The following is a 20,470-nucleotide window of genomic DNA, read 5'->3' on the forward strand; positions in this document are numbered from 1 at the left end:
CAGAAGACCGCTGCGCAACGCATGGTCGAACGCGCTGACCTCAACCAGCCCAACATGGTGCTGAAAATTAAAATTAGGAAAAGTGATGCTTCCTGACGGCTGGCGACGCACAACGCTTGGGAATATTGGCTCCGTCAAATCTGGCAGCACGCCCGCACGCTCTCAACATGACCGCTATTTCGTAGATGGAAAGTGGCCATGGGTTAAAACCATGGACCTCACAAATTCAGAGATATTAACAACAGACGAAGTCATCACCGATGCAGCGCTCGCGGAATCTTCTTGCAGGCTTTTCCCTGCCGGCACCGTCTTAGTCGCCATGTACGGAGGCTTCAAGCAAATCGGCCGCACAGGGCTATTGCGAGAGAAAAGCGCTATCAATCAAGCGATCTCTGCAATTGATATTGAACGAAACCAAGCGGACCCAGAGTTTGTCTTACATTGGCTAAATGGAAGCGTTGAGACGTGGAAAAACTACGCTGCCAGCAGCAGAAAAGATCCAAACATCACACGCGAAAACGTATGTGACTTTCCGGTCATTCTGCCCACTTTGGGAGAACAACGCCGCATCGCCCACATTCTCTCCACCTGGGATCAAGCCATCGCCACCACGGAACGATTGCTTAAAAATAGCCAGAAGCAAATGGACATACTTCTGCGCGACCTAACTCTCGGGACACAGCGAACAACCTCGACACCTTCACCTTGGGCAAAGTTCACACTTGGTGAGCTTGGTCGGACTTATAGCGGCCTTTCCGGAAAAAAAGGCGAGGACTTTGGATTCGGCGCTAAATTCATCCCATACACCAACGTTTTCAAAAATAATCGTATTGACATTGAAGACTTTTCCTTAGTAAAAATATCGGAAAACGAAAACCAAACTCGAGTCAAGTCAGGAGACATTATTTTCACAATTTCTTCTGAAACACCCAATGAGGTCGGCATGGCATCGGTACTGCTTGATGACGTGAACGAACTTTACTTGAATAGTTTTTGCTTTGGATATCGACTAAACGACTTCAAAACCTTATTGCCAGAATATGCAGGATTTGTACTGCGCGCACCTCATATTAGGGCTCTCATGACACAAATCGCGCAAGGCTCGACTCGCTTCAATATTTCCAAAGCGAATGTGATGCGCATGGAACTCGCCCTTCCATCTATTGCCGAGCAAAAGCGCATAGCATCGATCCTCGGCGGAGCCCATTCAACAGTAAAAAACCTCCGCGATCAGCTTGCTCGACTCAAGGCGGAAAAAGTCATTCTGATGTCCCAACTCCTCACCGGCAAACGCCGCGTGCGCCTGCCCACCGACGAAGCCGCACACGCATGACCCACAGCGCCCCGGACACCCGCGAACAGGCCAGCGCGCAGCTGCCCGCATTGCACCTGCTATGCAACCTGGGCTGGCGCTACCTGAGCAGTGCGCACTGCCTGGCGCTGCGCGGCAGCACCCGCGAGGTGCTGTTGCTGCCGCGTCTGATTGAGACGTTGCAGAGCCGTCGCTTCGACTACAAGGGGCAGACCTACCCGCTCTCGCCGAGCGGCATCGACCAGATCGTGCGCGAGCTGTCGGCGCTACCGCTGGGCGATGGGCTGCTGGCCGCCAATGAGCGGCTGTATCAACTGCTGACGCTGGGCATTACCGTCACCGAGTTCATGCCCGACGGCAAGAAGCACCAGCCCACCATCGCGGTGATCGACTGGGGCGATGCAGCCCACAACCTGTGGGATATCACCGAAGAATGCGAGGTGCTCTCCGCCCACGGTACGCATACGCGCACGCCCGATATCGTGGGTTACGTCAACGGCATCCCGCTGGTGGTGATCGAAACCAAGCGCGCCGATGCCGGGCATGCCGGCAAGTCGATGGTGGCCGAAGCGGTGAGCCAGCAATTGCGCAACCAGCGGGCAGAAGAGATTCCGCAGTTATTCGCCTATGCGCAGTTGTTGGTTGCCATCAGCCTGACCGAGGCGCGCTACGGCACCACGCACACCCCGGCCAAATTCTGGGCGCGTTGGCGCGACGAGCAGTTCGACCAGGCGCAGCTGCGCCGCCTCAAGAACCTGCCACTGCCTGCGGCTACCCGCGATGCCCTGCTGGCAGACAAGCCGGCGCCGCTGCGGGCCTACTGCCAGGCGTTGTGGGCCAAGCCCATGCTGCCCACCGAGCAGGACCTGCTGTTGGCCGGGTTGCTCACCCCGGCCCGGCTGCTGGAGGTGCTGCGCGGTTTTGTGCTGTTCGACCGCAAGGTCGGCAAGATCGTGGCGCGCTACCAGCAGTTCTTCGGCATCCGCGCGTTGCTGGCGCAGATCCGCACGCGTCGCCCCGACGGCGGACGCCAGGGCGGCGTGCTGTGGCACACCACCGGCTCGGGCAAGAGCTTCACCATGGTGTTTCTGACCAAGGCGTTGGTGCTGGATACGGCCTTGACCCAGTGCCGGGTGCTGGTGGTGACCGACCGTACCGACCTGGAGGCGCAGCTGTCGCGCAACTTCATCAGCGGCGGCGCGTTTGGCTCGGCCGTCGGCACCAAAAAAGAAGGTGAGCGCAGCAAGGCCACGACCGGCCGCGATCTGGCGCGCCGCATCGGCCAGGGCAGCGAGCGCATCACCTTCTCGCTGGTGCAGAAGTTCACCACCGCCGCCAAGCTGCCCGAGTGCCACAACGCCTCGGCCGATTTGATCGTGCTGGTGGATGAAGGCCACCGCAGCCACGGCGGCGAAACCCATGAGCGCATGCGCAAGGCGCTGCCCAATGCAGCCTATCTGGCGTTCACCGGCACCCCGCTGCTCAAGAACGAGAAAGCCGCCAACACGTTCGGCCCGATCCTGCATGCCTACACCATGCAGCGCGCAGTCGAAGACCAGACCGTGGCCCCGCTGCTATACGAAGAACGCGTGCCGGAGCTAGAGGTCAACGCGGCGGCGGTCACGCGCTGGTTCGACAAGATCACCGCCGGGCTCTCGGACGCGCAGAGCGCGGATCTGAAAAAGAAGTTCGCCAGCAAGCGCGCCATTTATGGGGCGGCCAACCGCATCGAGCTGATCGCCTGGGACATTGCCGCGCACTTCAACGAGAACATCAAACCGTTGGGCCTTAAGGGGCAGCTGGCGACCGACAGCAAGCGCGACGCGATCCGCTACAAGCGCGCCCTGGACGAGACCGGCCTGGTGACAGGCGCGGTGGTGATCTCCCCGCCCGATACCCGCGAGGGCAACAGCGACGTCGATGAAGACACCCTGCCCGAGGTGCAGAAATGGTGGAAGCAGGCCATCACCGACCAACGGCTGGATCCGCAGGAGTACGAGCGGCAGACCGTACGCGACTTCGGTGGCGATGGCGATCCGGATCTGCTCATCGTGGTGGACAAGCTGCTCACCGGCTTCGATGAGCCGCGCAATGCGGTGCTCTACATCGACAAACCGCTCAAGGGCCATAACCTGATCCAGGCGGTGGCACGGGTGAACCGCCTGCACGACGCCAAGCGCTACGGCATCCTGGTGGACTACCGCGGCATCCTGACCGAACTGGACACGGCGGTACGCGCGTATCAGGACCTGGAAACCCGTACCCAAGGCGGCTTCGATGTGGCCGATATCGAGGGCCTGTACCAGGCGATCAGTACCGAGTACCGACGCTTGCCTGCGCTCAATGCAAGGTTATGGGCGTTCTTTGACGGGCTAGCCAGCCATGACGATCCGGAGCAGTTCAGGCAGCGCCTGAGCCCGCGCTTCGTCGCTGACGAAGAGGGCGCCGATTACGACGAGCGGCAGAAACTGCGCGACGATTTCTCCGCCGTGCTGACCGAGTTCGGCCTGTGCCTGCAGACTGCACTCTCCTCGCGCAGCTTCTTTGAAGACGCCGCTTTTCCGGATGCATTGATCGACCGCTACAAGCACGACCTGCGCTTTTTCTCCGGGTTGCGCAGGACCGCACGCCAGGATGCGATGGAAACCGTGGACTACAGCATCTACGAAGAGCAGATCCGCAAGCTGGTGGACAAACAGGTGATTGGCCGCGAGGTGCGTGAATCCTCGGGTGCTTACGTCGTGCACGAATTGGGCAAGCGCGAAGATCCGCAGACCTGGTCGGAGGAGAAGACCCGCAACGAGGCCGATCTGATCCAGACGCGTCTGCGCAAGACCATCGAACAGGAGCTGGCCAGCGACCCGTACGCGCAAAAAGTCTTCGGCGAGCTGTTGCGCGAGGCCATTGCCGAGGCAGAAGCCATGTTCGATCATCCCTTGAAGCAGTACGCCGTGTTCAAGGCCTTCGAGCAGCGCCTGGAGGTCAGGCAGATCCCCAGTATTCCGGTGGCATTGGCCGACAACCCCCATGCCAGTGCCTATTACGGCGCGATCCTGCTGGAATTGGGCGAGGATGCCATGCACGCCAAGAGCGCTGCCGAGGCAACGCATCTGGCCGATCTGGCACTGACGATCGATGGCGTGGTGCGCACCGCCATTGCCGAGAACTCGTTGAACCTGCACAGCATCGAGTCGCAGATTCGCCAGACCTTGCTTCCGCCCATCTTCGATCTGGTCGGGCTGGACCATGCCAAGGCCATCGTGGAGCAGGTCGTGCACATCACGCGCATTGGGCTCAGCCGCACGTGACACCAGGTCAGACCGACACCGAGATGGTGGTGAGCTACGGCGAGCGCCGCATCCACTGCCAGATCCGGCGATCCGCGCTAAGGCGCACCCAACGCGTGGCCATCCATGTGGAACCCGATGGCTGCGTACGGCTGGATGCGCCGCTGCAGGCGACCGATACTCAGATCAGACGCGCGCTGACCCGGCGCGCACGCTGGATCCACCTGCACTTGGTGGAGATCGAACAACGCCTGCGGCATGTCACCCCACGCGAATACGTCAGTGGCGAAACTGTGCTGTATCTGGGGCGCCGCTACCGGCTAAAGGTAATCCTTGACGACCAGATGCATGACGTCCGCCTGCGTTGCGGTTACGTCGAAGCACGGGTGCCCAGCCGTGCGCCCGAGGTGGTGCGCGCAGCGCTGGAAGACTGGCAACGCGAGCGCGCCAGGTTGCTAATACCGCAGCGCGTGGCCAACATGGCCGCCCAACTCCGCTGGATCAAACAGATGCCCCCTCTCTCACTGCGGATGATGCAGCGCCAGTGGGGAAGTTGTTCACCCTCGGGAAGGATCAGCTTGAATCTCGGTCTTATCCGTGTCCCGGGCGCCTGTATCGATTACGTCATCCTGCATGAGCTGTGTCATCTGAAAATCCACAACCACGGCAAGGCCTTCTATCGCCTGCTCGATGCCCATATGCCTGGTTGGCGGGAGATCAAACAACGCCTGGATAGTCTGGCCGAGCTGGCGTTGCGTCACTGAGCAATTAGATCAGTCGGGCTTCTCCGACCGCCTGGGGCAAGCGTTCGGGTGGTCGGCGTAGTGGAGGCTTACTGCTTACTGCTTACTGCTTACTGCTTACTGCTTACTGCTTATTGCTGACTGCTGTCTGCTGTCTGCTGGGGCAATGGTTCTTGGCTGACTCCGCTGCATGCGTTGCCAGAACGTGAACCGGATCTGCCAGAGATGTTTGCATCTCTCAGCAACAGCCCTTCAGACCGCCGCGCCCGCGCCGTTATCTGTACGTCCGCCGCCTGCGCAGCGTCTGCTACCAATTGTTGTATCGAACGGATGGCATTACAGGCAAGATCACCGGCTCACGCCGTTGTGGAAGGCAGTGGCGCATTCCCGTCGTTCCATCGAGCGACGGTCGGTTGGTGAGTTCCAGGAGCGTTTCATGTCGTCGTCCACCGTTACGCAAGACCCTGTCTCCGCGGTTCCGGAGCAGACCCAGCACGCCTTTGCCGAACACGTCCACAGCAAGCCCGCGCCCAGCCAGCCGATCGGCAGCACCGAAGCGGCGCACCTGATGACGTTCTTGTGCCAGACCCACTCGGCCAAACAGCCGCAGATCCTGCTGCCGCCACAAGCGCGCGACAACGATGCGGCCTGAGCGAGACGACGCGCTCGCGTCAGCAACTGCACCAGTGGCGACAGCACTGCAGCTGTCGCCAATCGCCATTACTTGCCGCCGTTGAACGCCTTGAGCACGGTGAGCAGACTGGTCAGATTGTCGGCCACGCCCACTTGCGCGACCTTCTCGACGTCCGCCGCCGTAGCGGTCGTATCGATGCTGTAGATCTGCATCACGCCCTGCGTGGTTGCCGCCTGCGCCAAGGTGTATTGCTGTTGTTGCGCCGCGTTCTGAAACAGGGTGCCGGTCGCATGCGCCATGCTCTGGTAGATCGTACCCATCGCCATTGCAGGCGCTTCGCCGATCACCTTGACGTTGGTCTGCGTGACGGCATCGGTGATGTGATCGTTGACTGCGGTTGGAAAAGCCATGTGCGCGCTCCTGAGTGGACGGATACACGGCATGGGCGTTTGCAGACCGATCTGCGCTGGAAGCCAACCGCACCTGCCTACTGCGCGCGGTGCGCTGACCATGCAGCAGCCCACGCACACCGTGTCATCTCGATAACGGCCTGCGCGCGTGCGACTGAATCCCCACAACACCTACGCAATGCACATCGCAGGCGCAGCGAAGTTCTGCGCGATGGCAGTGGGCAGGGTCAACGCGGTCAGGCCAAGTGCGGCCAGTCAGCGCAATGGGGAGAGCGGGTGTGACGACATCGCGGGTCCTCGCAGTGGTCGGCGACCACGGCCGCCTGGGTTGACCAGAGCACATGGTATTTAATAGATGATAAATAGGTATCTTTAAAATCTACACAGGACTGGACCACAATGCCGCTGTCACGCCTGCTGACCTGCCTTGTTGCGAGCCTTGCTGCCTACGCAGTTCAAGCCAAATCGCCCATGCCGCCGCCCTCACCGATCATGCTCAGCGAGTTCATTGCCGACCAGGCACCGACGCCACAGGCGCACGCCTCTACGCTGTTGGAAACCCGCGACGGCACGCTGCTGGCGGCCTGGTTCGGCGGCGCACACGAGGGTGCGGCCGATGTCGGTATCTGGCTCGCCCAACGCGGCCCGCAGCACTGGCAGACACCGCGCCGCATCGCAGACGGCGCACACGCAGGCGTGGATGGCGCCGCACTGCCGGCCTGGAATCCGGTGCTGTTTCAGTCCGCCACCGGGCCGGTGCAGCTGTACTACAAGCTCGGCCCGAATCCGCGCGATTGGTGGGGCCTGCGCATCACCTCCAGCGACAACGGTGCGCACTGGTCGCCCCCGCAGCGCTTGCCCAACGGCATTCTCGGCCCGATCAAGAACAAGCCGGTGCAATTGCCGAGCGGACGCATCCTGGCACCCAGCAGCGGCGAAGACCGTGGCTGGCGCGCGCATCTGGAATGGAGCGACGACGACGGTGCGCACTGGCAGCGAGGCCTGCCGCTCAACGACGCCGCCACCATCGGCGCCATCCAGCCCAGCCTGTTGCTGCACGCCGATGGCCGCCTGCAGGCGCTTGGCCGCAGCCAGCAAAACAAACTGTTCAGTGCCTTCTCCGACGATGGCGGGCTGCACTGGCAGCCAATGCAATTGCTGGACGTGGAGAACCCCAACAGCGGCACGGATGCCGTGATGCTGCACGACGGCCGTGCCCTGCTCGTCTACAACCCGGGCATTGCCGGCAAGCAATGGTGGGATGGCCGCGGCACGCTGGCCGTTGCGGTGTCAGACGACGGCGTGCAGTGGCGCCGCGTGCTCACCCTGGAAGACAGCCCGAAAGATGAATTCTCGTACCCGGCCGTGATCCAAACCCGCGATGGCCTGGTGCACATCAGCTACACCTGGAAGCGCCAGCGCATCAAGCATGTGGTGATCGACCCGGCGAAATTAAAAGTGCGTTGATTGGGATTGGTGCGCTGAGTGAGCGGGTCTGATGCTCCATAAAGACGGTTGCAGGGTTCGCGACAGCTGATACAGCGAGTGGTCAACGGAGGATGCTGCGTGGACCCTCAAGGACATAGGAAGAATCATGCGGGCGTCACTGATGTCTTCGGATACCACCGCACCTGCATCTGCCGTGTTCACTCTTGATGTCCGCATGCCCACGCTCTGCCATGATTAATTGCTCAGACGCAACGCTTCTTGTCACCGAGGCACCGCCTCCGCAGTCAACCCCAAGTCCCGAACGTTACAGGTGACCCAACCGCGCACCTTTTCCACCCGCTCGCGGCATGCAAGGCTGCTCCCGCCCAGTCTCGCTCATGCGCATGCATATACATATGCCGCCGCTATGGGGCCGTCGGCGGAGCAAAGGCCTCCTCGGCGAGCCGGTCCAGATAAGTGCGCATGCGTTGTTCGATTAGTGCAGGCTCCGTTGGAAGCGGACGCTGTGGCACGCTGGCTCCGCGCATATGGACACGCGGATAGGGGAACGCCGGCACTGGCAGCGCCAAGAACGCGCACAGTCGTTCCCAGCTCGATTCGGTATCGGTATCGAGCACTAGCAGGCGCGGCGCCGGTATATGCGTGATCACAGCCTGGTTCCAGCGTCGGAAGTAGTCGGTCATAAAAGCGCGCTCTCCAAGGCGCGCGCCCAGATCGCGGCGCAGGAACTGACTCAGGCGCTGCCCACGGCTACCAAACAGCGACGGTAAATTGTTACTACCCGAGAAAATCGTCGCGCTTACCGAATCGAACCACGCGTCAGGATCGCGCACGGTCAGAATCACTTTGGCATGTGGATAACGCGCGGCCAGTTCCATCCAAAAACAGCAGCCGGGATAGTCGGTGGTCGCCGCATAGCCGGCGAAAATTCTGTCCCAGTCGGGGCGCCCGTCGATGGCAGACTCCCATTGCGGCAAGTCCTGACGCAGGTTCGCCGCCAATTCCATAGCGTGATAGCACCGGCCCACACCGAGCCGTTCGAGCGCCAGCTTTAGCGAAAGAGTGCCCGTACGACCCAGGCCGGCTCCAATGAACTGGAGACTCACGACGTTTGCGTCTGGCCGTGGGCCAGCCACTGCGCTGCGTCCCGGCCTAGCTCCGCCTCTGCGCGCCGGGAGTAAGCGGTATTTAGCTCAGCCGGCAAGACCTCACGCCAGCGGCCGATTCGGCCCTGGTTGAAAAACGCCTTTCCGTCTTCGCGCCACAAACCGGTACCCTGCGGCACGTAGCGCGCCGCATGCTGCCGCATATAGTCGAAGCGGCAGTGCGCCACAATCGCATCCCACCTGTCTTGAGCGACCGTAATGCCGAGAAAAGCGGCAATGAGACGGATCTGGCCGGGCAGGTCATCTAGCAGATCGGCGTAGTGCAGTAGCAGCACATTCGCGTCCTCGCGTCGTTCCCACCATGACCGCACGTTTTCCCATAATGGCCAGAACGGCGCTCCATCGTATTCGAGCCAATGCGCCACGTAGGCATCACGCGGCAGGCCCGGCGGCGACACCACACGCAACTTGCCGGATTTGCCGCCATTAGCGTGCACGCGTGCCTGCGCATCCTGGCTTACCGCGCATTGATGGTCGTACAGGCTCAGTGCAATGTCGCGGCCGTCGCGGCCGATGTAAAGGTATCTGGCGAGCGGACTAGTCACCAACGCATCGGCCGGCAAGTGTGTCTTCATGAAGCGCCGCTGGCTCTGCGCCTCCAGCAGCGCGAGCTTGGTCGCCTTATCCGGATAGACCCCGTCTACCCAAGGGGAGATGGCAGAGACATCAATGTTCGGTTCACCGCCGAAGATCAGTTGGGCCACAATCTGCTGCAGCCAGGTCGTGCCTGCTTTGGCGTAACTGGCGATTACGATATCGCCCCGGCGTAGCGCCAGATCATTCCATACGCTGGAATCGAAAAATCGGTTGGGATATTCCCGCGTTTTCTTTCGAACATGCTGACTAATCATTGGGCGTTACCGAAGCGAGACGTACCGGGGAGGCATGCGCCCGCGATGGCACAACTGAGCGTATCACTCGTGGCCGCAGCGCGATACGCACATCCATTGGCCGCAACACAAGAGCGGGAAAGGGCGACGGCCGCGCGTCAGGAGCCAGATGCAGGCTACATGCATGCAACACGGTAGCGATGACTATGGTCATCTGGGTCAGCGCCAACATGCAACCAATGCAGCTACGTGGGCCACCGCCAAAGGGGAAGTAGCTATAACGCGTCAGCGAGTGGGTGGCGCTGTCGTCAAGCCAGCGCGCGGGCAGGAAAATCTCAGGGTCGGGAAAATGGCGCCCGTCGCGATGCACGACCCATGCACTGACGAGCAATTGGGTGCCACGTGGAACATGGAAGCCATTCAATGTGGCGTCGCGTTGCGCAATCCTTGCGGTTATCCATGCCGGTGGATACAGACGCATTGACTCCTTGACGCAGGCCCGCGATTGCGGCAACCGGTCAAGCAAGCTGGTGCCTGAAGCGACATCGGCGCCGTCCAGTGCGCTGGCTTCTTGCGCCACCTCCTGCGCGATGTGCGGGTGCTGAGCCAGTAATAACAAGGTCCAGGTCAGCGCTGCCGACATCGGCTCCAGTGCCGACATCAGTATCGCCGCCGCTTCGTCGCGGCACCAGTCGCCGTCGTCTCGCGCGGTTTCGGCTAGCAGTAGCGCCAGCACCGATGCTGCGCGCGGCGGACGCTGCGTGCTTTGCATCAATATCCGATCCAACGCCATGTCGATGTCCGCGCGTAAGCGGCGCAAGCGACGCCGGCCTGATGATGGCCACCAGGTCGGCGCCAGGGATTGACGACGCGTCTGCTTGGAGATGGCATCGACCATGGGCAGCATGCGGAGCAAGTCCGCTGCATTCGCCGAATCTCCAAGCAGGAAGCCAGCTCCCAACTGCGCGCACAGCCCAGTCATCAGCGTGCGCATGTCTTGTGTCGCGCATGAGTCGCCCAGCTCATGCAAGAGCGAGCGGGTGGCCGCCGACGCCTGCATTGCAGATTCGCGTACCAGCGCAGCGCGAAATGCAGGCATAAGCGTCCGCCGCTTATGCTGCCAGACCGCGCCCGAGCTGTTCATCACAGAAGCAGGGAATGCAGGGCGCCGCATGCCCGGGTCCGGGTCAGGGTCAGCCTTCCCTATGGGGAGCGTGCGCCTGTAACGCAGGCAACACCCTGCAAACGCGCCGGAAACGGCAAAAAAATCGAGGATCTGAGCGCCGTCAGCCTGGCCGATGTAGTTGGGCTCATCCTCCGACGCCGTTGATCAGACCATCCCTAGAGCACAGGCAGACAACACCTAGTAGCAGCCTGCCCGCACCCGCCACTTACGCTGTCTGCAACAACTGCACGATGCTGCGCACGCGCGCCACGTCGGTGCGTTGATAATCGCCGCCCAGGTCAGTGATGTACGGATGCGGTGCATGCACCTGCGCCGCCACCGGGCCACGCGCCGAGGCATGAAATTCGCGCGCACCGGTGCCTGCGCGCAACGCCTGCACATTGGCCGCCGAAACACCCGCACCCGGCATGATGCTGATCCGCTCGCCGGCCTGCCGCACCAGGGCGGCAATGGTCTCTACACCCTCAAGCGCGCTCGCACGCGCACCCGAGGTCAACACACGCTCGCACCCCAGCGTAATCGCATCCTCCAGCACGCGTGCGGGATCGGCGCTGACATCGATCGCGCGATGGAACGTCACCCCCAGCGTCCCTGCGGCCTCGATCAACGCACGCATCGCCGGCAGGTCGACTTGCCCCTGCGGATCCAGCGCGCCCAGCACCACGCCGTCGCAGCCCAGCCGCACGCACTGCTCCACGTCGCGCCGCATCACCTCCACCTCCGCGGCGTCGAAAACAAAATCGCCTACGCGCGGGCGGATCAGCACATACAGCGGAATCTGTAAGCGTTCGCGCACCACTGCCAAGGTGCCGAACGAGGGCGTCAGCCCACCGCCATCCAGCCCGCCGCAGAGTTCGACGCGGATTGCACCGCCATCCTGCGCGGCCAATGCCGAGCCCACCGAATCGGCCGCCACTTCCAATCCCACCACGACGTCTGCCGCACTCATGCGGCGGGCTCGTTGCGGTAGTGGCTCTCACCGGGCACCAGCAGGTCCTGCCGCTGCGCATCGCAGACCGCGTAGCTGAAACCCTTCTGGATCGCGAACGCGCCGACCTCGCCGCGTTTGTTCATCGCCAGAAAGCCCACCTGCAACGTGCGCGTGAGCTCGGGCTTGCGCCGCACCAGCCGCATCACCACCTCGCGGCAGGCATCTGCCGGCGACTTGCCCTGGCGCATCATTTCCACCACCGCAAAGCTGCCGACATTGCGGATCACTTCTTCGCCCACACCGGTGGAGGTGGCGCCGCCCACGTCGTTGTCCACATACAGGCCCGCACCGATGATCGGGCTGTCGCCGACCCGGCCGTGCATCTTCCACGCCATGCCACTGGTGGTGCACGCGCCGGACAGATTGCCGTGCGCATCGAGTGCCAGCATGCCGATGGTGTCGTGGTTGTCCTTGCCACCCGGCAGCTTGGCATCGCGCCAGGCGCGGTTCTCGATATTGGCTTCGGGCGAATACTTGGACGTCTTCAACCACTCCTTCCACGCCGCCTCCGAACTGGGCGTCAGCAGCTTGGTCTTTGGGAACCCCTGCTCAAGCGCGAACTGCCGCGCACCATCGCCCACCAGCATCACGTGCGGTGTTTTTTCCATCACCGCGCGCGCCACGGAGATGGCGTGCACCACATCTTCCAGCGAAGCCACCGCCCCGCAATTGCCGAGGTGATCCATGATGCAGGCATCCAGGGTCACCCGCCCGTCGCGATCCGGATAGCCACCCAGGCCCACGGTGGGATTGCTGGCATCGGCCTCGGGCACGCGCACGCCCGCTTCCACCGCATCCAGCGCCTTGCCGCCGGCTTTCAGAATGTCCCAGGCCGCCTGATTGGCGGCGATGCCGAAATCCCAGGTGGAGATCACCCGCGGCGCGCCAGCGGGCAGGACCGGCACACGTGCGGTGGTAGCCACACCCGCAGCTGCCTGCGCACGCGCGCCCCACCCGGCCAGCCCGGAAGCAATGGCGCCCAGCGTGGCGCTCTTGAGGAAGTGACGACGTTGGATCATCCAGATGCACTCCGTGACGGAAACAGGTGACCGCGCGATCAGCGGCAGCCTCCCATGATGCGACAGCGTGGCGCGCCGATAAACCACAACGCCGCTGCCGTGCATGCGGATCCGCGCACAACGCGAACCACGGCAGCGCGAACGCAGCCGCCAAGTCGGCGAAAAAAATGTCGCATCGGTTAACCCCGTTTCCCATCCTGGCCCGTTAGACGTTCAGAGGCGCAGTGCACGGCGACCTCCGGACCTCTTCTCTCGCCACGCTTGTTTACACAAGCAAAGGACGTTGTATGCCGCGCCACAGCCTTCTTGCGCTCGCCCTGCTCCTGGGCGCCTGCAGCAGCAATCAGCCCACTACCCCGTCGCTCACTCACGACGCCGCCACACCACGCGAACAGCAGCCACCAGTAGCGGACTCGGCCGCAAACCTGCCGTTACCCGAGACCAGCATGGTGGCGCCCCAGGTCGAAAGCTCCCTGCGCCAGCGCGCACAAGGGAACGTGCAGGCCTCCAAGACAGCCTCACGCCCAATGCTGCCTGCACCGCCGGTGCTTTCCACCCCCGCAGCCCCTGTCCCGGCGGCCGCACTCGCAGAGCCGATGCACATGCACGAGCGGCTGATGCCAATGCCGCCCAGCCCGCCCACCGAGAACCGCGAGACCTATCAAACGCTGAGCGACAACCCGATCGTGCAGGCCGCCGAACAGCCGGTCTCCACCTTCAGCATCGACGTGGATACCGGCAGCTACAGCAATGTGCGCCGCTTCTTGAATGCCGGCACCTTGCCACCGGTGGATGCAGTGCGCGTAGAAGAACTGATCAACTATTTCCGCTACGACGATCCGGCCCCGACGGATGGCACGCCGTTCGCGGTCCGCACCGAACTCGCTCCCACGCCCTGGAACACCGACACGCTGCTGCTGCGCATCGGCGTCGCCGGCCGCGAAGTACCAACCGCCGCGTTGCCGGCCGCCAACCTGGTGTTCCTGGTGGATGTCTCCGGCTCGATGGGCGCGCCAGACAAGTTGCCGCTGCTGCAGTCATCGCTCAAATTGCTGGTGCGGCAACTGCGGAAGCAGGACCGCATCACCCTGGTGACCTACGCCGGCAGCACCGCCGTGGTGTTGCCGCCCACATCCGGCGCCCAACAAACGCGCATCGTCGAAGCCATCGACAGCCTGCAATCGGGCGGCGGCACCGCCGGTGCCAGTGGCATCGAGCTGGCCTACAAAGCGGCCCAGCAGGCGTATCTGCGCGGCGGCATCAACCGCATCCTGCTGGCCACCGATGGCGACTTCAACGTGGGCGTCACCGACTTCGACCAGCTCAAGGGCATGGTGGCCGAAAAGCGCCGTTCCGGCGTGGCACTGAGCACGCTCGGCTTTGGCACCGGCAACTACAACGACACGCTCATGGAGCAACTGGCCGACGCCGGCGATGGCGCCTACGCCTACATCGACTCGGCGCTGGAAGCACGCAAGGTGCTCACCCACGAACTGGGATCGACACTCGCCACCATCGCGCGCGACGTCAAGATCCAGGTCGAATTCAACCCAGGCACGGTCAAGGAATACCGCCTGATCGGCTATGAAAACCGTGCCCTGCGCCGCGAGGATTTCAACAACGACCAGGTCGACGCCGGCGACATCGGCGCTGGGCACACCGTCACCGCACTGTATGAAATCACCCCGGCACAGGGCGCCGCCTCCGTCGACCCGCTGCGTTACGCCACCACCGCGGCGCGGCGCCCGCAGCCTACGACCGGCAACGAGCTGGCGCACGTCAAGCTGCGCTACAAGCTGCCGGAGGCGCAGCGCAGCCGCCTGCTCGATACCGTGGTGCGTGCCAACCAGCAGCAAGCGCTGGCTGCCACCAGCGATGCGTTCCGCTTTTCGGCAGCGGTGGCCGGCTTTGGTCAACGGCTGCGTGGCGGCAGCCAGCTGCACGGCTGGGATTACCCGCAGCTGCGCGCATTGGCGGCTGGCAGCCTGGGCAGCGACCGGCATGGCTACCGCGCCGATTTCCTGCAGCTGCTGCAGCAGGCAGACGCATTGAGCAGCCGGCCGCTTGCCACTAACGACTGATCCCCAGGTCGTTCCCCGGGAGATGGCATGCGCGCTGAGCTGGCAATGAGCCATTGCACCACGCAGCACGCGCTCTACACTGCGCGCATGCCATCGACCGATCTTGCGCAACTTCCCGACGAGGAGCTCATGCTCCTCGTCGCCAATGGCTTCATCGAGCAACCGGCAAGCATGCTGTTCCAGCGCCACAACCGTGCGCTGTTCAATTTCCTGGCCTGGCTCTGCGAGGGCAACCTAAGCGAGGCCGAAGACCTGGCGCAGAAAACCTGGGTCAAGCTGATGACCCGATGCAGCGACTACCGGCCCGGGCAGGCCGCGTTCACCACATTCCTGTTCCAGATCGGCCGCAATGCGTGGATCGACACGCGCCGCAGCGCGCACCACACCACCTCGACTGCGCTGGACGAGGCGCATCTGCAACTGCCCGACCAGGAGTTGTCGGGCGAGCAGTTGGCGATGCTTGGCCAACAGCAGCACCGCGTGCGCGCGGCCGTCATGGCATTGCCGGATGCGCAGCGCGAAGTGGTGGTGCTGCGGTTCTTTGCCGAACTTGGTGTTGAAGAAATCGCCCACGTGGTGGGCGAAGGCTTCGAGACCGTGAAAAGCCGCCTGCGCTATGCATTCGCCAAGCTGCGCGTCAGCCTGGATGCGGTGCAATGAGCGCACTGTTCGAGCAGTTCCTGGCGGGCGAAGACGGCATCTCGGTGCTGCTGCGCGCACTGCCTGCGTACGCGCCCCCAGCGGGGATGGATGCGTGGTTTGTGCAGGCGGCACGGGCAGCATCGGTGGCGCATGCGGCAACCGCAGCAGGAGCCGCAGCAGAAGCACCGCAGGCGCAAGCCGGGGCGACACCAGTGATCCGCGCTGCGGCAGCGCAGACATTTGATTTCGAGCCTCCTGCCAGCCTGCACGCGGCATTTGCCGCCGCCGCCGCGCAGGCCGATCAAGCACAGGCGTCGCAGCGACAGGCAGTGCAGACGCAACTGGCACAGGGCGGTGATGCCGTGCAGGCAATCGGTGCGCCATTGAGCGCACAGGCGCACGCGTGGATCGACGCGCAACAGCACGTGCAGCTGGCGGAGCGGCCCACTGCGTTTGTTCGCAGCGTTTCATCGCGCGGAGATGCGCCGTTGGATTCGGAGACATCCGCGGGAACGGCTGCACCTGCTGCGATAAATGATCTCGCGGAGGCTGCCTCAGCACGTCGGCTTGAAATCAACAGCAACAACAAAACCGACAGCGACAGCGACAGCGACAGCGACAGCGACAGCGACAGCGACAATCATCGCCTGGGCAAGCATGTGCACGCACAAGCGGCACAAGCCTCCACCGGACCCGTTCCTCACCCCGCCTCCGAACGCAATACGCGCGAGGTGGCCGCAGCGGCAACGACGCAAACACCGCAGCCTGCCATGGCTGACACGCATGTGCCCGCAACGCCAGCCCTCAGGAGCACACGGCGGCGGCGCTGGATGCCGACACTCGCATTTGCCGCCTCGATCACGCTCGCCGTCGGTGTGGGGCTGCAATGGCAGGCCCATCAACCCGTGCCCGATGCTGCGATGGACGTAGCGCCAGCCCCCCCATCGGATGCACATCAAGCAACGACAGATTCTGGCCAACCACCACTTCCGATGGCACAGCTGATCGATGCCCCCGCAGCGTCTTCGATGGTCGTGCAGGCGCCCATCGATGCACCTCCATCTTCCACTGCATCTTCCACTGCATCTGCCCCTGCATATGCGCAACCTGCTCTGCCCTCGCCCGCCGAAGCGCCCGCAGGCGCGGCCAAATCGCTGCCGGCCCCTGCGCCTCCGTTGGCGCCTGCCGTTGCACGACCGGCACCGGCACCCGCGCCCTCCGACGTTGCAGTCGCAGCGGCGCTGTCGTTGCCGGAACCCATGGCCGAAGGCAATGCTGCAGCCGAAGCCGCACCCACCGCAGCGCCACCACCGCCTGCACCGATCGCCGCGAGCCAGGCAGATGCGTCTGCCGATGCATCGCTTGCACAGACAACACTGATGCGCCCTGCTGCGATGCCGTCGCGCACATCGGCAGAGTCAGACGCACTACCCTCGGTGATGGACCGCAGCAGATCCACATCCTCCATATCGCCCGCCGACATGGCATCCGTCCCGGCTGCAACCGTGGTCGGTCAGTTCAGCGCGTCAGCGCGTCGCGCACCGCTCATCCATAACGACGCGCAGCGCGATATCCAGTCGGCACCGAAGCCTGCCGAAGCGTCGCTTGCGATGCAGGCCCCCGCCAAACCATCCCCGGCGCCACGACCCGCAGGCGAGGCCGTCGCACTTTCGGTACGCCCTACCGCGTGGTTCGCCCAACGTGCGCCCAACACTGCGCCGCCGCGCATCCGTCTATGGGCTGCAGCGCCCGACGCACCGGCTGTACAACGCTGGGCCGCGGGTTTGCGCAAGCAGATCCAGCAACGCGGCTGGACCACGCGCGTGGACGTTTTGCAGGACACGCAGCTGGCAGCGGACCAGCTGCGCGTGGACGTCTCTTCCAGCAACGCGCAGGAATGATGCCAGCGGCCTGTCAAGCGGCCGTAGCCGCTGGGCCGCAATGACTTTGACGCTCACACGGGCGTTCGTGTCGCCCCACTCCATGTGGCCTTCGCCGTTTCCAGACTTCTTTAAACAGCGCGATACATCCAGAAGCGTGTCCATCCGCAACTCCGCTCTCAACACCAACCTATACAACGACTGAGAACGCGTGACCGACCAAGCGCATGCAACCGAGTGCAACGGTTACTCAAAGGCCATCCATCACTCCTCAACCGGAAACCCATCCTCACGCAGCAGGCTGGTCAGCACATGGTCGCGCCACACGCCGTTCAACTGCAGATAGCGGCGCGCCTGCCCTTCCACCTGGAAGCCCAGGCGCTGCAACACGCGCGCACTGCGCTGATTCTCGGGCACGTACTGCGCCATTACGCGGTGCAGGCCCAGCGCCTCGAATACAAAAGCAATGCCCTGGGTGGCAGCCCAGTGGATCAGGCCACGGCCCTGCTGCTGCGCATCCAGCCCGTAGCCCATGTGGCAGGCCTGAAACGCACCGCGCTGGATCTGGGTAAAGCCCAGCGTGCCAATCACCTGGCTCTCCATCAGCAACACCAGCTGGAGTTCGCGCTCGCCTGGCACTGCAGTGCGGTACGCGATGCACAGGCGCCGCCAGCCATCGGTCGTGTAGAACGCCGGCGGCCGTGCCGGCATGGCATCGGCCAGGTGAGCGCGATTGCGGGTGTGGTACTCGGCCATGGCTGCCGGGTCCACCACGGCCAGGTCGCACAACACCACGCCGTCGGCATGCCGTCGCGGTGCAAACACCGGAATGCTCACGGTGGCGCGCTCGAACGACGCATCCTGCCCAAACGCGGCACGCTCGCGCCGATCAACTGCATCGCGAAAAACAGCGTTTCAGGCAGGCCATTCGCACAGCGCGCAGCCGCAGCAACAAGGGCGACCCCCGCATGCAACCGCAGCATGCGCGGCTCCTCTGGATAGAAAGAACGACGGCTGAAACAGGGCACTGGTGGCCGCTCTGAACGAGCAGCGCTGCAACGCATCCATCGCGTCGCTACGTTCGCTACCGGAGGCGATGGCACACATGGCTGCGTGGCGGTCACGCAGCCGTGGGGCGTTGGTGTCAGGCGGCCGCGGCGGCGAGCGCCTGGCCCACCTGCGCCTCGATGGCGTCCAGGTCGGGCAGCAACGCGCTCTGTTCGCCCAGCAGCACGCGCATGTGCACGCCGTCGGGCAACACATCTTCGGAAGCGTCGGCCAGCAGGCCATCGCGCGGCACCGAAATCAGCTGCGGGAACGAGGCAGTGAGCAATGCGAAATACGGCAGCACCGGGTTGCCACCCAGCGCCTTCAGCACGATCACCTTGTTGTTGAGCGCGGTGGGCTCTTCGCCCATGCCACTCAGGTGCGCGAACGACAGCAGCGGCACCTTCCAGCCGTACCAGTCGATGCGGCCCACCATCCAGCGTGGCATGTCGGCCAGCGGCTCCACCGCCACGCGCGACATCACCTCGGCCACCGTGGCGTTGGGCAGCAGCACGCGCTCCTGCCCGGCCTGGATCAGGACGCCGCGGATTTCGTCATTGTTGGCGTAGCTCATCGCTTGTCTTCCAATCTGGGTGGGAACGCCCGGCTTACGCCGGCCAACGCTGCGCCAACGCCTGCGCCAACTGCGCCGGGTCGCCGGAAAGCATGCCTTGCTGCGCCAGGCGCGCGGCGGCGGCCGGGTCGTAGCAGCCATCGGCGGATTGCCCGGCTACCCAACCACCCTGCCCGGCCAGGGCCAGCGTGGCCTCAACCAGTGCTTCGTTGGCACCACTGAGCATCAGCACCGCGCTGTCGGCCGGCGGCAACGCGGCCACCAGCGCCGCCGGGTCGGTCTGCGCGGCAAACGCCAATGCACCGGCCTGCTGCTGCACGCCGACCTCGTCGGACAACACATAGACCTTGCCAGCCTCGATCGGCTGGCCAATCTCTCCCAGCTCCACCGGCAACGCCGACACCCGGCCCATCTGCCGCACCAGGTTGCCGTACTGCCCGCCATCCAGCGCCATGCGCACCAGCAGCGGGCGCGGGAAGGCCGGCGGCAGCGCGGCCAGCAGGCGGCGGATCGCATCCGGCCCGCCAATCCCGGCCATCACCAGCACCGCACCCTCACTGGCCGCAGCCTGGTCCAGATCCACCAGCGACAGGCTGCCCGTGGACAGCGCGGCCATATCCGGCTCGCTGCGCGGACGCACCACCACGGCCACCTCATCGACCAGGCCCCAGGTGCTGGAATCGCCCAGCGCCGATGTCGACCCAGACACCGCAGGTGCGGCCTCGGCTACGTGACTGAACATCCCATCGCCAGGCACGCGTTCGAAGGCATGCGCAGCCGCTTCCAGGTGCTGATCCAGCTGCAGGTCCGAATCCTGACGATTGGAGACGAACGCCAGGCCCGGCTCCGGCTGCAGCGATGGCTCGCTTTCGGTGCCGGGCGGCAGCACATCGGCATGGCCGTGCAGCTTGGCCGCCAGATGGCGCACCCAGCGCTGCGCTTCCCAGCCCTCGCGGCGCACGGTCAGCTCGGCTTCGTCGAAGATCACCGTGACACCGGGCATGTTGAAGGCCGGCTCCAGGGCTTCGAGCGCATCTTCGATCGACGGCTCCAGCGACACCAGCACTGCCACCGGCTCGGCATCGCGCAGCATCTGCACATCCACCGCATAGGGATCATCCTCCAGCACGACCTGCGCGCCGGCCAGACCGAGCGCTTCACGCAGGCGCTCGCGCGCCGGACCGGGCCGGCCCAGCAGGGCGACCGGCGTTCCCATAGC

18 protein-coding genes are annotated in these 20,470 nt (G+C 63.8%); 8 read left to right on the top strand and 10 right to left on the bottom strand.

Annotation, left to right across the window (positions count from 1 at the left end; translation table 11 throughout):
* Nucleotides 1-85 precede the first annotated feature (85 nt).
* From XCC_RS15050 to XCC_RS15065, 4 genes are all read left to right on the top strand, one after another.
* Nucleotides 86-1,333 (top strand): restriction endonuclease subunit S, encoded by a 1,248-nt coding sequence (locus XCC_RS15050; RefSeq protein WP_011038028.1) that lies wholly within the window; start codon nt 86-88, stop codon nt 1,331-1,333.
* Nucleotides 1,330-4,620, top strand: coding sequence for a type I restriction endonuclease subunit R (locus XCC_RS15055; protein WP_011038029.1), 3,291 nt, complete (start codon nt 1,330-1,332; stop codon nt 4,618-4,620). The genes XCC_RS15050 and XCC_RS15055 overlap by 4 nt, the downstream gene beginning before the upstream one ends.
* Nucleotides 4,617-5,363: a SprT family zinc-dependent metalloprotease gene (locus tag XCC_RS15060; protein WP_011038030.1), complete on the top strand. Its 747-nt coding sequence runs from the start codon at nt 4,617-4,619 to the stop codon at nt 5,361-5,363. The genes XCC_RS15055 and XCC_RS15060 overlap by 4 nt, the downstream gene beginning before the upstream one ends.
* A 415-nt stretch (nt 5,364-5,778) precedes the next feature.
* Nucleotides 5,779-5,994, top strand: a complete 216-nt coding sequence (locus XCC_RS15065; protein ID WP_006448659.1) for a hypothetical protein — start codon at nt 5,779-5,781, stop codon at nt 5,992-5,994.
* A gap of 68 nt (nt 5,995-6,062) precedes the next feature.
* On the opposite strand, the gene XCC_RS15070 is transcribed toward XCC_RS15065, so the two are convergent.
* Nucleotides 6,063-6,386 carry a RebB family R body protein gene (locus tag XCC_RS15070; protein WP_011038031.1) on the bottom strand — a complete coding sequence of 108 codons (324 nt, stop codon included), beginning with the start codon at nt 6,384-6,386 and terminating at the stop codon, nt 6,063-6,065.
* Between the two features lie 399 nt (nt 6,387-6,785).
* Between XCC_RS15070 and XCC_RS15075 the strand changes: the two genes are divergently transcribed.
* On the top strand, nt 6,786-7,853 hold the full coding sequence (locus tag XCC_RS15075; protein ID WP_011038032.1) for a sialidase family protein: 1,068 nt from the start codon (nt 6,786-6,788) through the stop codon (nt 7,851-7,853).
* A gap of 386 nt (nt 7,854-8,239) precedes the next feature.
* On the opposite strand, the gene XCC_RS15080 is transcribed toward XCC_RS15075, so the two are convergent.
* The 5 genes from XCC_RS15080 to XCC_RS15100 all read right to left on the bottom strand — a co-directional run bounded on the left by XCC_RS15080 (nt 8,240) and on the right by XCC_RS15100 (nt 13,027).
* The gene (locus XCC_RS15080) at nt 8,240-8,941 is read right to left on the bottom strand and encodes a sulfotransferase family protein (protein WP_011038033.1); all 702 of its coding nucleotides are present in this window, start codon (nt 8,939-8,941) and stop codon (nt 8,240-8,242) included.
* Nucleotides 8,938-9,852: a sulfotransferase domain-containing protein gene (locus XCC_RS15085; RefSeq protein ID WP_011038034.1), complete on the bottom strand. Its 915-nt coding sequence runs from the start codon at nt 9,850-9,852 to the stop codon at nt 8,938-8,940. The genes XCC_RS15080 and XCC_RS15085 overlap by 4 nt, the downstream gene beginning before the upstream one ends.
* The gene (locus XCC_RS15090) at nt 9,845-10,975 is read right to left on the bottom strand and encodes a cytochrome P450 (RefSeq protein WP_221261838.1); all 1,131 of its coding nucleotides are present in this window, start codon (nt 10,973-10,975) and stop codon (nt 9,845-9,847) included. The genes XCC_RS15085 and XCC_RS15090 overlap by 8 nt, the downstream gene beginning before the upstream one ends.
* A gap of 247 nt (nt 10,976-11,222) precedes the next feature.
* Nucleotides 11,223-11,966: a copper homeostasis protein CutC gene (locus tag XCC_RS15095; protein ID WP_019237402.1), complete on the bottom strand. Its 744-nt coding sequence runs from the start codon at nt 11,964-11,966 to the stop codon at nt 11,223-11,225.
* Nucleotides 11,963-13,027 carry a N(4)-(beta-N-acetylglucosaminyl)-L-asparaginase gene (locus XCC_RS15100; RefSeq protein ID WP_011038037.1) on the bottom strand — a complete coding sequence of 355 codons (1,065 nt, stop codon included), beginning with the start codon at nt 13,025-13,027 and terminating at the stop codon, nt 11,963-11,965. Before XCC_RS15100 ends, XCC_RS15095 begins: the two co-directional genes overlap by 4 nt.
* A 596-nt stretch (nt 13,028-13,623) precedes the next feature.
* On the opposite strand from XCC_RS15100, the gene XCC_RS15105 reads away from it, so the two are divergent.
* The 3 genes from XCC_RS15105 (at nt 13,624) to XCC_RS22445 (ending at nt 17,651) form a co-directional block, all read left to right on the top strand.
* Nucleotides 13,624-15,108, top strand: coding sequence for a vWA domain-containing protein (locus XCC_RS15105; protein ID WP_019237400.1), 1,485 nt, complete (start codon nt 13,624-13,626; stop codon nt 15,106-15,108).
* A gap of 87 nt (nt 15,109-15,195) precedes the next feature.
* Complete coding sequence (locus XCC_RS15110) at nt 15,196-15,768, top strand: sigma-70 family RNA polymerase sigma factor (protein ID WP_011038039.1); 573 nt, start codon at nt 15,196-15,198, stop codon at nt 15,766-15,768.
* 1,463 nt (nt 15,769-17,231) lie between these two features.
* Nucleotides 17,232-17,651, top strand: coding sequence for a hypothetical protein (locus XCC_RS22445; protein WP_228442155.1), 420 nt, complete (start codon nt 17,232-17,234; stop codon nt 17,649-17,651).
* Between the two features lie 243 nt (nt 17,652-17,894).
* Here XCC_RS22445 and XCC_RS15120 read toward each other — a convergent pair whose 3' ends face one another.
* From XCC_RS15120 to XCC_RS15130, 4 genes are all read right to left on the bottom strand, one after another.
* On the bottom strand, nt 17,895-18,467 hold the full coding sequence (locus tag XCC_RS15120) for a GNAT family N-acetyltransferase (RefSeq protein ID WP_011038041.1): 573 nt from the start codon (nt 18,465-18,467) through the stop codon (nt 17,895-17,897).
* Nucleotides 18,464-18,613 carry a hypothetical protein gene (locus tag XCC_RS22265; RefSeq protein ID WP_019237397.1) on the bottom strand — a complete coding sequence of 50 codons (150 nt, stop codon included), beginning with the start codon at nt 18,611-18,613 and terminating at the stop codon, nt 18,464-18,466. Before XCC_RS22265 ends, XCC_RS15120 begins: the two co-directional genes overlap by 4 nt.
* Before the next feature lie 161 nt (nt 18,614-18,774).
* Nucleotides 18,775-19,251: a chemotaxis protein CheW gene (locus XCC_RS15125; protein WP_011038042.1), complete on the bottom strand. Its 477-nt coding sequence runs from the start codon at nt 19,249-19,251 to the stop codon at nt 18,775-18,777.
* Between the two features lie 34 nt (nt 19,252-19,285).
* Complete coding sequence (locus tag XCC_RS15130; RefSeq protein ID WP_011038043.1) at nt 19,286-20,467, bottom strand: chemotaxis protein CheB; 1,182 nt, start codon at nt 20,465-20,467, stop codon at nt 19,286-19,288.
* Nucleotides 20,468-20,470: the final 3 nt, after the last annotated feature.

This window comes from Xanthomonas campestris pv. campestris str. ATCC 33913 (assembly GCF_000007145.1).
Lineage (GTDB): Bacteria > Pseudomonadota > Gammaproteobacteria > Xanthomonadales > Xanthomonadaceae > Xanthomonas > Xanthomonas campestris.